This window comes from Actinophytocola sp. KF-1, assembly GCF_054661535.1.
This window is the reverse complement of record NZ_BAAFVK010000005.1, coordinates 485,922-501,220: the sequence shown is the minus strand read 5'-3', so window position 1 is coordinate 501,220 and position 15,299 is coordinate 485,922. Positions and strand designations below refer to the sequence as shown.

1 pseudogene is annotated in these 15,299 nt (G+C 74.2%); it reads left to right on the top strand.

Annotated features, from left to right (window positions below):
- Window positions 1–111: 111 nt before the first annotated feature.
- Window positions 112–15,048: pseudogene (locus ACYQ77_RS18170) on the top strand (SDR family NAD(P)-dependent oxidoreductase); the annotation flags it as partial.
- Window positions 15,049–15,299: the final 251 nt, after the last annotated feature.

The following is a 15,299-nucleotide window of genomic DNA, read 5'->3' as shown; positions in this document are numbered from 1 at the left end:
CTGTTCGACCGACCGACTGACTGACCGCTTGACCCCCGGCTGATCTCCGGCTGAGCACCCCCGATCGAGGAGACCGCAGTGGCGGACGAAGAGAAGTACCTGGCCTACCTCAAAAGGGCGACGGCCGAGCTGCGTGAGGCCCGCCGCCGCCTGACCGAGTTCGAGGACAAGGCCCGCGAGCCCATCGCGATCGTCGGCATGGGCTGCCGCTTCCCCGGTGGTGTGTCCACTCCGGACGAACTGTGGGAGCTGGTCGCGAACGGCAGGTCGGGGATCACCGAGTTCCCGGCCGACCGCGGCTGGGACGTCGACGGGCTGTACGACCCGGACCCGGAGGTCAGCAGGCAAGCACAGGGCAAGACCTACACCCGCCACGGCGGGTTCCTGCACGACGCCGGGAAGTTCGACGCCGAGTTCTTCGGGATCAGCCCGCGCGAGGCGGCGACCATGGACCCCCAGCAGCGGCTGCTGCTGGAGACGTCCTGGGAGGCGCTCGAACGCGGCGGCATCGACCCGGTGTCGTTGCAGGGCAGCAAGACCGGCGTGTTCGTGGGTGTGATGTGCCACGACTACATCCCGTCGCTGGCCGAGCTGCCCGAGGGCGCCGAGGGCTTCTGGGGCACGGGCACGGCGGCGAGCGTCGCGTCCGGGCGGATCGCCTACCTGCTCGGCCTCGAAGGGCCCGCCGTCACGCTCGACACGGCGTGCTCGTCGTCGCTCGTGGCGCTGCACCTCGCGGTGCAGGCGCTGCGGGCGGGCGAGTGCGACCTGGCGCTCGCCGGTGGCGCGACCGTGATGGCCAAGCCGGACACGTTCGTCGAGTTCTCCCGCCAGGGCGGGCTGTCCGCGGACGGCACGTGCAAGTCGTTCGCGGACGCGGCCGACGGCACCGGCTGGGGCGAGGGCGCCGCCGTGCTCGCGGTGGAACGGCTGTCGGACGCGCTCCGGCTCGGGCACCCGGTGCTGGCCGTGGTGCGCGGGTCGGCGGTCAACCAGGACGGCGCGTCGAACGGCCTGACCGCGCCGAACGGGCCGTCGCAGCGCCGCGTGATCACGCAGGCGCTCGCGGCCGCCGACCTCGGCGCGTCCGAAGTGGACGCGGTGGAGGCGCACGGCACGGGCACCCGGCTCGGTGACCCCATCGAGGCGCAGGCCCTGCTGGCGACCTACGGCCAGGGCCGCCCGTCGGACCGGCCGCTGTGGCTCGGGTCGGTCAAGTCGAACCTGGGGCACACGCAGGCCGCGGCCGGTGTGGCCGGGGTGATGAAGCTCGTGCTGGCGCTGCGGCACGGCGAGCTGCCGCCGACGCTGAACGTGGACGCGCCCAGCTCGCGGGTCGACTGGGACTCGGGCGCGGTCCGGTTGCTGACCGAGGCCCAGCCGTGGCCCGCCGGTGCGACGCCGCGCCGGGCCGGGATCTCGTCCTTCGGCATCAGCGGCACGAACGCGCACGTGGTCATCGAGGAGGCGCCGGCCGTCCAGGAGGCGGAGCCGGTCGAGGCGCCCGCGGTCGTCCCGTGGGTGCTGTCGGCGAAGACCGAGGCGGCGCTGCGGGACCAGGTCGCGCGGGTGTCCGCGGTGGACGCCGCGGCGCTGGACGTCGGGTTCTCGCTGGCGACCACGCGGGCGCGGTTCGACCACCGGGCCGTCCTGGTGGACGGCGAGGAGGTCGCGTCCGGGGCCGTGGAGCCGGGGCGGCTGGCGTTCGTGTTCACCGGTCAGGGTGCGCAGCGGGCCGGGATGGGGCAGCGGCTGTACGCGGCGTTCCCCGTGTTCGCGGCGGCGTTCGACGAGGTGATGGCCCACTTCGACGCGGGTCTCCGCGACGTGATCACCTCGGGCGATGGGCTCGACGAGACGGGCAACACGCAGCCCGCGCTGTTCGCGGTCGAGGTCGCGCTGTACCGGCTGCTGGAGTCGTGGGGCATCCGCCCCGACTTCCTGGCGGGCCACTCGATCGGTGAGCTGGCCGCGGCACACGTGGCCGGTGTCTGGTCGCTCGAGGACGCCTGCAAGGTCGTCGCCGCGCGCGGGCGCCTGATGCAGGCGCTCCCGGCCGGTGGCGCGATGATCGCGATCCAGGCCACCGAGGAGGAGATCCGCCCGCACCTCACCGACACGGTCGGGATCGCCGCCATCAACGGGCCGCGGTCGGTCGTGATCTCCGGTGACGCGGAGGCCGCGGAAGCCATCGCGGCGCGGTTCGCGGACCGCAAGACCAAGCGGCTGAGCGTGTCGCACGCGTTCCACTCGCCGCTGATGGACCCGATGCTCGACGAGTTCCGGGTCGTCGCGCAGAGCGTCACCTACCACGAGCCGACCATCCCCATCGTCGGCGCCGACCCGACCAGCCCCGAGTACTGGGTGGACCACGTCCGCGGCACGGTCCGCTTCGCCGAGAACGTGGCGGCGCTGACCGAACAGGGCGTGACGACCTTCGTCGAGGTCGGACCCGACGGCGTGCTGTCGGCCATGGGCCTGGACGGCATGTTCATCCCCGCGCTGCGCAAGGACCGCGACGAGGCGAAGACCGTCGTCGGCGCGGCAGGCGCCGCGTGGGTGCGGGGCGTCGACGTCGACTGGACCGTGCTGCTGGCGGGCGGCAAGCAGGTCGAGCTGCCCACCTACGCCTTCCAGCACAAGAACTACTGGCTCATCCCCGCCGGCGCGAGCGACGTCAGCTCCGCCGGGCTGAACCCCGCGCGGCACCCGCTGCTCGGCGCGGTGCTCACGCTCGCCAACGGTGAGGGGATCGCGCTCACCGGTCGCGTCTCGCGGCACTCGCACCCGTGGCTGACCGACCACGCCGTCCGCGGCACCGTGCTGCTGCCCGGGACCGCGTTCGTCGAGCTGGCGCTGCGGGCCGGGCTCGAGGCGGGCTGCGACCACCTCGACGACCTGACCACCGAGAGCCCGCTGGTGCTGCCCGAACAGGGCGCCGTGCGGCTGCACGTGATCGTGTCGCCCGCCGACGACACCGGCCGCCGCACCGTGACGATCCACTCGCAGCCCGACGGTGATCCTGCCGAGGACAGCGAGTGGACCCGGCACGCCACCGGCACCCTCTCCTCGACCCCGGTCGCCGTCGCCCAGCCCACCGCCGCGTGGCCGCCCGCAGGCGCGGAACCCGTCGAGCTGGACGGCTTCTACGCGGGCCTGGCCGAGTCCGGCTACCACTACGGGCCGGTCTTCCAGGGGCTGACGGCCGCCTGGCGCTCCGGTGACCAGGTGTACGCCGAGGTCGAGCTGCCCGAGCAGGCGCGTGGTGACGCCGACAAGTTCGGCATCCACCCGGCCCTGCTCGACGCGGCACTGCACGCCATCGCGCTCGGCGGCTTCGTCGACGGCGCCGGCGCGCTGCCGTTCAGCTGGAGCGACGTGTCGCTGACCGCGACCGGCGCGACCACGGTGCGCGTCCACATCGGACCCGCGGGGCAGGACACCGTCACGCTCACCGTCCTCGACGGGACCGGGGCACCGGTCGCGACCGTCGGGTCGCTGCTGCTGCGCCCCGTGTCCGCCGAGCAGCTCGCGGGCACGACGAACTCGCTGTACGGGCTGGACTGGGTCCGGGTCGCCGGGGTGCGGGCCGCCGAGGACGTGCCCGCGATCGCGGTGGCCCCGGCCGGGGCCACCCCGCTGGCGGCGGCGAACTGGGCCCTCGCCACGGTGCAGGCCGCCGAGGACCGGCTGGTGCTGGTCACGCGTGGCGCGGTCGACCCGGACGGGAACGTCACGGACGTGGCCGCCGCCGCGGTGTGGGGCCTCGTGCGTGCCGCGCAGATCGAGTACCCGGACCGGTTCGTCCTGGTCGACTGCGACGACCCTGACGACGAGGCCGCTGTCGCGCTCGCCGTCGGCGCGGGCGAACCGCAGGCGGTCGTCCGCGGCGGCGAGGTGTTCGTGCCGCGGCTGGCCCGCCTGGCGAGCACGCCCGGCACGGTCGACCCGTCCGGCACCGTCCTGATCACCGGCGGCACCGGCGGTCTCGGCAGCCTGCTGGCGCGGCACCTCGTGACCGCGCACGGCGTCCGCCACCTCGTGCTGGCCAGCCGTCGCGGCTCCGCGCCCGAGCTGGCCGCCGAGCTCACCGAGCTGGGCGCCACGGTCACGGTCGCCGCGTGCGACGTCGCCGACCGCGACGCCTTACAGGCCTTACTCGACGGCCTCGAGCACCCGCTGACCGGCGTGGTGCACGCGGCCGGTGTCCTGGACGACGGCGTGCTCGGCACGCTGACCCCCGAACGCGTCGCCACGGTCCTGCGGGCCAAGGTCGACGCGGCGACCAACCTGCACGAGTTCGCGGGCGACGTCCCCTTGTTCGCGCTGTTCTCCTCCGCGGCAGGCGTGTTCGGCAGCGCGGGCCAGGCCAACTACGCCGCCGCGAACGCCGTCCTCGACGCGCTCGCCCAGCAGCGCCGCGCCGCCGGGCTGCCCGCCGTGTCGATGGCGTGGGGCCTGTGGGACAGCGGCATGCGCGAGCAGCTCGACGCCGCCGACCTCGCGCGGATGGCCCGCTCCGGCTTCGCCGCGCTGTCCACCGAGGACGGTCTGGCGCTGTTCGACGCGGCCATCGCCGCCGAGCGCGCGCTGACCGTGCCGGTCAAGCTGGACCTGGCCGGGCTGCGCAAGTCCGGTGCCGAGATCCCGCACCTGTTGCGCGGCCTCGTCCGCGCCCCGGCCCGCCGCGCCGCCGCGTCGGGTGGCAGCGGTGGCCTGGCCGAGCGTCTCGCGCGGCTGGGTGAGCCCGAGCAGCGGGCGCTGCTGCTGGACGTCGTGCGTGAGCACGTGGCCGCGGTGCTCGGCCACAGCTCGGCCGACGCGATCACCGGCGCGCAGGCGTTCAAGGAACTCGGCTTCGACTCGCTGACCGCGGTCGAGCTGCGCAACCGGCTCAACGCCGCGACCGGGCTGCGGCTGCCCGCCACGCTCGTCTTCGACTACCCGAGCCCCCTGGCCGTCGTCGACCACCTGCGTGCCGAGCTGGCCCCCTCCGGCGGACAGCTCGTCGAGGCCACCGCCGCCGTCGCGGTCGTGACCGACGAGCCGATCGCCATCGTCGGCATGGGCTGCCGCTTCCCCGGCGGCGTGTCCACTCCGGACGAGCTGTGGGACCTCGTCGCGGGCGGCCGGTCCGGTGTGTCGGAGTTCCCGGCCGACCGCGGGTGGGACCTCGCGAACCTGTTCGACCCCGACCCGGACGCGCTCGGCAAGTCCTACGCGCGCCACGGCGGGTTCGTCGAGCACCCGGACGAGTTCGACGCCGAGTTCTTCGGCATCAGCCGCCGCGAGGCCCTCGCCATGGACCCGCAGCAGCGGCTGCTCCTCGAAACCACGTGGGAAGCCCTGGAGCGCGCCGGGATCGACCCGCACACGCTGCGCGGCAGCCGGACCGGCGTGTTCACCGGCCTCATGTACCGGGACTACGCGCCGAGCCTGACCGGGCTCCCGGACGGTGTGGAAGGCTTCTGGGGCACCGGGATCGCGGCCAGTGTCGCGTCCGGGCGCGTCTCCTACACGCTCGGCCTCGAAGGCCCCGCGGTCACGCTCGACACGGCGTGCTCGTCGTCGCTCGTCGCCATGCACCTGGCCGCGCAGGCACTGCGGGCGGGGGAGTGCTCGCTCGCGCTCGCAGGCGGCGTCACGGTCATGGCGAGCCCGGACACGTTCGTCGAGTTCTCCCGCCAGCGCGGCCTCGCCGCCGACGGCCGCTGCAAGGCGTTCGGCGCAGGCGCCGACGGCACGGTGTGGGGTGAGGGCGCGGGCATCCTCGTGCTGGAGCGGCTGTCCGACGCGCGCCGCAACGGCCACCCGGTGCTCGCGATCGTCCGCGGCTCCGCGGTGAACCAGGACGGCGCGTCCAACGGGCTGACCGCGCCGAACGGGCCGTCGCAGCAGCGGGTCATCACGCAGGCGCTGGCACAGGCCGGGCTCGGCACGTCCGATGTGGACGTCGTGGAGGCGCACGGCACCGGCACCGCGCTGGGTGACCCGATCGAGGCGCAGGCCCTGATCGCCACCTACGGCCGCGACCGCGAGCGGCCACTGTGGCTGGGGTCGATCAAGTCCAACATCGGGCACACGCAGGCCGCCGCGGGCGCCGCCAGCGTCATCAAGATGGTCATGGCGCTGCGGCACGGCACGCTGCCGAAGACCCTGCACGCCGACGAGCCGACCCACCAGGTCGACTGGACGGAGGGCGCGGTCGAGCTGCTGGCCGAGCCGGTGCCGTGGGAGGCGAACGGACGGCCGCGCCGCGCGGGCATCTCGTCGTTCGGCATCAGCGGCACCAACGCGCACGTGGTCATCGAGGAGCCGCCCGCCGAGGAACCGGTGGCGCGGGCCGAGCTGCCCGCGGTGCCGTGGGTCGTGTCCGCCCGGACCGAGGCGGCGCTGCGGGACCAGATCACGCGACTGTCGCGCGTGGACGCGGACCCGGTCGACGTCGGCTACACGCTCGCCACCACGCGGGCGCGGTTCGACCACCGGGCGGTGCTGGTCGACGGCGAGGAGGTCGCCACCGGTACCGCGGGCGGGCGCCTGGCGTTCGTGTTCACCGGCCAGGGCGCGCAGCGGGTCGCGATGGGGCAGCGGCTGTACGCGGCGTTCCCGGTGTTCGCCGACGCGTTCGACGAGGTCCTGTCGCACCTCGACTCGAACCTGCGTGACGTCATCACGTCCGGCGAGGGCCTGGACGACACCGGCAACACGCAGCCCGCGCTGTTCGCGGTCGAGGTGGCCCTGTTCCGGTTGCTGGAGTCATGGGGTGTTCGCCCGGACTTCCTGGCGGGCCACTCGATCGGTGAGCTGGCCGCGGCACACGTGGCCGGCGTGTGGTCGCTGGAAGACGCGTGCAAGATCGTGTCCGCTCGTGGCCGGTTGATGCAGGCCCTGCCGACCGGTGGCGCGATGATCGCCATTCAGGCGACCGAGGAGGAGATCACCCCGCACCTGACCGACCTGGTGGGGATCGCCGCGATCAACGGGCCGCGGTCCGTCGTCATCTCCGGTGACGCGGAGGCCGCCGAGGCCATCGCGGCGCGGTTCGCGGACCGCAAGACCAAGCGGCTCACCGTCTCGCACGCGTTCCACTCGCCGTTGATGGACCCGATGCTGGACGAGTTCCGGGCCGTTGCGCAGAGCGTGACCTACCACGAGCCGTCGATCCCGATCGTCGGCGCGGAACCGACCGACCCCGAGTACTGGGTGCGGCACGTCCGCGGCACCGTCCGGTTCGCCGAGAACGTGGCGGCGCTGACCGAGCGCGGTGTGACGACGTTCGTGGAGGTCGGCCCGGACGGTGTCCTCTCCGCCATGGGCCTGGACGGCACGTTCATCCCCGCGCTGCGCAAGGACCGCGACGAGGCACAGACCGTCGTCGCCGCCCTCGGCACCGCCTGGGTCCACGGCGTCGACGTCGACTGGGCCGCCTTCTTCGGCACCGGTCGGTTCGTCGACCTGCCCACCTACCCGTTCCAGCGCGAGTCCTACTGGCTGCGGCCCACCGCCGGGAACGTGCAGGCGGCGGGCATCGACCCCGCCGGGCACCCGCTGCTCGGCGCCGCCGTGCCGCTCGCCGACGGTGACGGGCTCGTCCTCACCGGCAGGCTCTCCACCCAGACCCACCCGTGGCTGGCGGACCACGCGGTCATGGGCACCGTGCTCGTGCCCGGCACCGCGCTCGTCGAACTCGCGCTCCAGGCCGCGGAGCGGGTCGGCTGCGACGTCGTCGAGGAACTGACCCTGCAGGCACCGCTCGTGCTGCCCGAGGGCACCGGCGTCGTCGTCCAGGTGACCGTGGACGCCAACCGGGCCGTCGCCATCCACTCCCGCCCCGACGGCGGCGACTGGACCCAGCACGCCACCGGCACCCTCGGCACCGGCACACCGTCCACGGTGGACCTGACGGCCTGGCCGCCCGCCGGCGCGAACCCGGTGTCCGTCACCGACGTCTACGACAAGGCCGCCGAGCTGGGCCTCGAGTACGGTCCCGTGTTCCAGGGCCTGCAGTCGGTGTGGCGGCGCGGCGACGAGGTGTTCGCCGAGGTCGCGCTCGCCGACGAGCAGCACGCCGACGCCGCCAAGTTCGGCGTGCACCCGGCCCTGCTCGACAGTGTGCTGCACGCGTTGTTCGCAGGCAGCACCGAAACGCAGGCCCGCCTGCCGTTCGGCTGGAACGGCGTCGCACTGCACGCACGCGGCGCGACCCAGCTCCGCGTCCGCGTCAGGTCCCTCGGCGACGACGCGATCAGCATCGACGCCGCCGACAACACCGGCGCCCCCGTCGCCTCCGTGGGCAGGCTGTCGCTGCTCCCGGTCACCCCGGACCAGATCCGGGTGAACCGGCCGATGTTCGGCGTCGACTGGGCCCCGGTCACGCTGTCCGCGGTGGACGACGTGACGGTCACGGCCCAGCCGGTCGCCACTGCCCACGAGGCGCTCGCCGCCATCCAGTCGTGGCTCGCCGACGAGCACCCGGAGAACGCGCGGCTCGTGCTGGTCACCACCGGCGCGGTCGGCGTCACGGCCGACGAGCGCATCGGTGACCTCGACGCGGCCGCCGTCTGGGGCCTCGTCCGCTCCGCCCAGTCCGAGCACCCGGACCGGTTCGTGCTCCTCGACGGCGACGACAGCCTCGCCGAGGCCGCCGCGGCGTCCGGCGAGACGCAGGTCGCGGTCCGCGACGGGCAGGCCTACGCGCCACGGCTCGTCCGCGTGCAGGACGCGCCCGCGCCGCTGAGCCTCGACGGCACCGTCCTGATCACGGGCGGCACCGGCGGTCTCGGCGCGCTGCTGGCCCGCCACCTCGTCACCCACCACGGCGTGCCGCGGCTCGTGCTGGTCAGCCGCCGGGGCACGAAGGCCGCGGGCGCGAAGGAACTGGCCGACGAACTGACCGGGCTGGGCGCCGAGGTCCGCGTCGCCGCGTGCGACGTGACCAAGCGCGCGTCCGTCGCCAAGCTGGTGAAGTCCATCCCGGACCTCGTCGGCGTGGTGCACGCGGCGGGTGTCCTCGACGACGGCATCGTCACCACGCTCACCCCGGAGCGGCTCGACGCGGTGCTGGCCCCCAAGGTCACCGCGGCCCGCCACCTGCACGAGCTGACCGAGGACCTGGCGCTGTTCGCGCTGTTCTCGTCGGCGGCGGGCGTGCTGGGCACGCCGGGCCAGGCGAACTACGCGGCCGCCAACGCCGCGCTCGACGCGCTGGCGCACGACCGGCGCGCCGCCGGACTGCCCGCCGTGTCGATGGCGTGGGGCCTGTGGGACTCGGCCAGCGACATGACGGGCGAGCTGAGCGACACCGACCGCGCGCGGCTGTCCCGCGACGGCTTCGGCGCGCTGTCCACCGAGGACGGTCTCGCGTTGTTCGACGCGGCCGCCACCGGTCGCGCGCTGTCGGTGTTGATCGAGCTGGACCCGGCCGCGGTCGCCAAGTCGACGGGCACGGTCCCGCCGATCCTGCGCGCCCTGGTCCGCACCCCGGCCCGCCGGGCGAGCGGCCCGACCGGTGAGCTGGGACGGCGGCTCGCCGGGCTCGCGGAGGCCGAGCAGCGCGCCATCCTGCTCGACGCCGTCCGAGGGCACGTCGCCGCGGTGCTCGCACACGGCTCGCCAGAGTCGATCGCACCGGAACAGGCGTTCAAGGAGCTGGGCTTCGACTCGCTCACCTCCGTCGAACTCCGCAACCGGCTCAACTCGGCCACCGGCCTGCGGCTCCCGGCCACGCTCGTGTTCGACTACCCGAACCCGGACAAGCTGGTCGACCACCTGCTCGCCGAACTGGGTGGCGCGCAGGCCACCTCGGCCGTCGTCACCGCACCGACCGCGGTGTCCGACGAGCCGATCGCGATCGTCGGCATGGGCTGCCGCCTGCCCGGCGGCATCACCTCGCCCGACGAGCTGTGGGACCTCGTCGTCGGCGGCCGGTCCGGGATCTCCGACTTCCCGGCCGACCGCGGCTGGGACCTCGCGAAGCTGTACGACCCGGACCCCGAGACCCCGGGCACCTCGTACGTGCGGCGCGGCGGGTTCCTGCACGACGCGGGCGAGTTCGACGCGGAGTTCTTCGGCATCAGCCCGCGTGAGGCACTCGCCATGGACCCGCAGCAGCGGCTGCTGCTGGAGACCGCGTGGGAGGCCCTGGAGCGTGCCGGGATCGACCCGCTGTCGTTGCGCGGCAGCAGGACCGGTGTGTTCGCGGGCATGATGGCCCAGGACTACGGCCGTGGCGTCAACGCCAACGAGGCCGGGGTCGAGGGCTTCCTCGTCACCGGCATCGCGGGCAGCGTCCTGTGTGGACGGCTGTCGTACGTGCTCGGTCTGGAGGGCCCGTCCGTCACCATCGACACCGCGTGCTCGTCGTCGCTGGTCGCGCTGCACATGGCCGTGCAGGCACTGCGGAACGGGGAGTGCGACCTGGCGCTCGCCGGTGGTGTCACCGTGATGACCGGGCCGGAGACCTTCGTCGAGTTCTCCCGCCAGCGCGGCCTCGCGACCGACGGCGAGATCAAGGCGTTCGCCGCGGGCGCCGACGGCACCGCGTGGGGTGAGGGCGCCGGTGTGCTCGCCGTCGAGCGGCTCTCCGACGCGCAGCGCAACGGGCACCCCGTGCTCGCCGTGATCCGCGGCTCCGCGGTCAACCAGGACGGCGCGTCCAACGGGCTGACCGCGCCGAACGGTCCGTCGCAGCAACGCGTCATCGCGTCGGCACTGGCCGCCGCGGGGCTCACCACGTCCGACGTGGACGCGGTCGAGGCGCACGGCACCGGCACCCCGCTCGGCGACCCGATCGAGGCGCAGGCACTGATCGCGACCTACGGCCGCGACCGCGACCGGCCGCTGTGGCTCGGCTCGGTCAAGTCGAACCTGGGCCACACCCAGGCCGCCGCGGGCGCCGCGGGCGTGATCAAGATGGTGCTGGCGCTCCAGCACGGTGAGCTGCCGCCGACCGCGAACGTGGACGAGCCGACCCCCGAGGTCGACTGGACCGCGGGCAACGTGCGGCTGCTGACCGAACCCGTGCCGTGGCAGGCGAACGGGCACCCGCGCCGGGCAGGCATCTCCTCGTTCGGCATCGGCGGCACCAACTCGCACGTCGTCATCGAGGAGGCGCCCCCGGCGCCCGAGGAGCCGAGGACCGAGCCGCCGGTCGTGCCGTGGCTGGTGTCCGCGAAGACCGAGGACGCGCTGCGCGACCAGGTCGAGCGGCTGTCCGGGGTGGACGCCGACCCGCTCGACGTCGGCTACACGCTCGCCACCACCCGGGCCAGGTTCGCCCACCGGGCGGTGCTGATCGACGGCGAGGAGGTCGCCGCAGGCACCGCGGGCGGGCGCCTCGCGTTCCTGTTCACGGGTCAGGGCGCGCAGCGGATCGCGATGGGGCAGCGCCTGTACGAGGCGTACCCGGTGTTCGCGGCCGCGTTCGACGAGGTGTGCGCGCACCTCGACCCCGGGCTGAAAGAGGTGATCACGTCCGGTGATGGGCTGGATGAGACTGGGCACACGCAGCCGGCGCTCTTCGCGGTCGAGGTGGCACTGGCTCGGCTGCTGGCGTCGTGGGGCGTCACACCGGATGTGGTTGCCGGGCACTCGATCGGCGAGCTGGCCGCCGCGCACGTCGCGGGTGTCTGGTCGCTGGCGGACGCGGCTGCCCTCGTATCGGCACGAGGACGACTGATGCAGGCCCTCCCGGCCGGTGGCGCGATGATCGCGCTGCAGGCGCGGGAGGACGAGGTCACCCCGCTGCTCACCGACGAGGTGGGGATCGCGGCCATCAACGGTCCGGAGTCGATCGTGATCTCCGGCGCCACGGCGGCCGTCGAGGCGATCGCGGCGCGGTTCGCGGACCGCAAGACCAAGCGGCTCACGGTGTCGCACGCGTTCCACTCGCCGCTGATGGACCCGATGCTGGACGAGTTCCGCGCGGTCGCGCACAGCGTGACCTACCACGAGCCGACGATCCCGGTCATCGGCGCGGACCCGACGAACCCCGAGTACTGGGTGGAGCACGTGCGCGGCACGGTGCGGTTCGCGGACACGCTGACCGCGCTCGAGGAGCACGGCGTGCGGACGTTCGTCGAGCTGGGCCCGGACGGCGTGCTGACCGCGATGGGCCAGAACGCGGTGCCGGACGGCGTGTTCGTGCCGACCCTGCGCAAGGACCGCGACGAGGTCAGGACGCTCGGCACCGCGCTGGCGGTGCTCGCCGTGCACACCGACGCCGTCGACTGGGACGCGTTCTTCGCGGGCACCGGCGCGCGGCGGGTGCCGCTGCCGACGTACGCCTTCCAGCACCGCAGGTACTGGCTCATGCCGGGCACCGGCGCCGGTGACGTCACCGCGGCCGGCCTCGGCGCCGCCGAGCACCCGCTGCTCGGCGCGGTCGTCGACGTCGCGGGCGAGCCGGGCCTGCTGCTGACCGGCAGGCTGTCCACGCGGACGCACCCGTGGCTCGCCGACCACGCCGTGCTCGGCACGGTGATCGTGCCCGGTGCCGCGCTCGTCGAGATGGCGCTGCACGCGGCGGCGAAGGCGGGCTGTGCGGGCGTCGAGGAGCTGACGCTGCAGGCGCCGCTGGTGCTGCCCGAGGACGACGCGGTGGTGGTCCAGGTGTCCGTGGGCGCCGAGACCGACGCGGGACAGCGGTCCCTGACCGTCCACTCGCGACCGTCCGACGGTGGCCAGTGGACCCTGCACGCGACCGGCACGCTCACCGAGGACGAGGGAGCGAGCCCGGCCGCGCTCACCGAGTGGCCGCCCGCGGGCGCGGCGGAGGTGTCGCTCGGCACCGTCTACGAGGAGCTGGCCGACCTCGGGCTCGAGTACGGGCCCGCGTTCCAGGGGTTGCAGAAGGTGTGGCGGCGCGGCACCGAGGTGTTCGCCGAGGTGGCGCTGGACGAGGCGCAGGCCGAGCGGTCGGCGCGGTTCGGGCTGCACCCGGCGCTGCTGGACTCGGCGCTGCACGCGCTGCTGGCCGCGGCCACGGGCGAGCGGAAGCTGGCGCTGCCGTTCTCGTGGCACGACGTCACGCTCGCCGCGGGCGGCGCGGCCACGCTGCGGGTCCGGATCCGGACCACCGGCGAGGACACGTACGCCATCGACCTGGCCGACCAGGCGGGCGCGCCCGTCGCGGCGGTCGGTGCGCTGTCGGTCCGGCCGATCACGCCGGAACAGCTGGCCGCGGCGACGCCGTCGTCAGCCGGTCAGCACCTGTTCACCGTGGACTGGGTGCCGCTCGACGTGCCCGCCGACGAGACGGGGGCCCGGCGGCAACGGCGCGCCGAGCGCCGGGACCGCCGCGATCGGCGGGACCGTTCGGCGCGGCGCGCTGCCCGTGCGGAGCGCCGTGCGGCCCGCCGGGAGGCGACGGTCCAGCTCCCGGACAACGTGGTGGAGATCGACGCGGCCGACGGCTCGCTCGCCGACGCGGCACGCGACACCGCGCACCGGGCGCTGGCACTGGTCCAGGGCTGGTTGACAGAGCAGCGGTCCGAGCCGCTGGTGCTGGTCACGACGGACGCGGTCGCGGTCGGCGCGGACAGCGCGGACCCGGCGGCGGCCACGGTGTGGGGTCTGGTGCGTACCGCCCAGTCCGAGCACCCGGACCGGTTCGTGCTGGTCGACACCGACGACACCCCGGAGTCCCAGGAGGTGCTGCAGGCCGCCGTCGCGACGGGGGAACCGCAGCTCGCCATCCGTGAGGGCAGGGTGTTCGTGCCCCGGCTGGCGCGGGCCACGTCGGCCGGTGCCCCGGTCGAGGTCGACGGGACGGTGCTGATCACGGGTGGTACCAGCGGCCTCGGTGCGCTGGTGGCGCGTCACCTGGTGACCTCGCGTGGCGTGCGGGACCTGCTGCTGGTGAGCAGGCGCGGTCCGGACGCCGCCGGGGTGCCCGCGCTGACGTCGGAGCTGACGGAGCTGGGCGCGTCGGTGACGGTGGCGGCGTGCGACGTGACCGACCGGGCCGCGCTCGCTCGGTTGCTGGCGGCGCACCAGGTGCGGGGTGTCGTGCACTCCGCGGGTGTGCTGGACGACGGCACCGTGGACGCGCTGACACCGGAGCGGATCGACAAGGTGATGCGGCCCAAGGTCGACGCGGCGTGGCACCTGCACGAGCTGGTCGGGGACGTGCCGATGTTCGTGCTGTTCTCGTCGGTGGCCGGCGTGCTCGGTGGTCCCGGGCAGGCGAACTACGCGGCGGCGAACGCGGCGCTGGACGCGCTGGCCGCGCACCGGCGGGCGCAGGGCTTGGCGGCGCAGTCGCTGGCGTGGGGGTTGTGGGCGCAGGCCAGTGACATGACCGGCGAACTGTCCGAAACGGACCTGGCTCGGCTCAACCGCGGTGGGTTCGGTGCCCTGTCCACATCGGAGGGTCTCGCCCTGTTCGACGCCGCTGCCGGGCTGGACGCGGCGGTCGCGGTGCCGGTCAAGCTGGATCCGGCCGCGTTGCGCCGGTCCGGTACCGATCTGCCGTTGCTGCGTGGCTTGGTGCGGGTGCCGGCGCGGCGCGCGGGGAAGGCGGACGCGGCCGCGTTGGTGAACCGGCTCACCGGGTTGCCGCCGGCGGAGCGGCTGGGTGCGGTGCTCGAGATGGTGCGTGCGCAGGTCGCCACGGTGCTGGCACACTCGTCGCCCGCGTCGATCTCGCCTGGGCAGGCGTTCAAGGAACTGGGCTTCGACTCGCTCACCGCGGTCGAGCTGCGGAACCGGATCAACGCCGTGACGGGGTTGTCGTTGTCGGCCACGCTGGTGTTCGACTACCCGAACCCGGAGGCGCTCGCCGGGTACGTGCTGTCCGCGCTGCTGCCGGATCCGTCGGCTGGTGCGGCGCCGGTGGACGAGGAGGCGTTGCGCCGGACGTTGGCTTCCGTGCCGGTGGAGCGGTTCCGGGAGGCTGGGATTCTGGATGCCCTGCTGAGTCTCGTCGCCACGGTGGAGGAGCCGGTGCGCCAGCCGGAGCCCGCGGAGGACCTCGACAGTTTGGATGTGGACGACCTCGTGAAGCGTGCTTTGGCTGGGCGCTCCACGCAGCGGAAGGCGTCGTAAAGGCGCCGGCCGGGGCCCCTTCCTCACTCCCAGCGTGAGGAAGGGGCCCTTTGCGTTTCCGGCTGGGGCTCGTTCGGTGGTTCCTCGTGTCTGGGCTTGGTGGTTTGCCTTGTGATGGGTTTCGCCGTCCTGGGTTTTCCCCGTTCTGGGTTTGTCCTCGCCGGACGGGCGTCCTCGCCGGAGGGCGTCCTGCCGGACGGGCCTCCTCGCCGGAGGGGCTGGTCTCCGGGATGGCGGGGGTTGGGCACGGG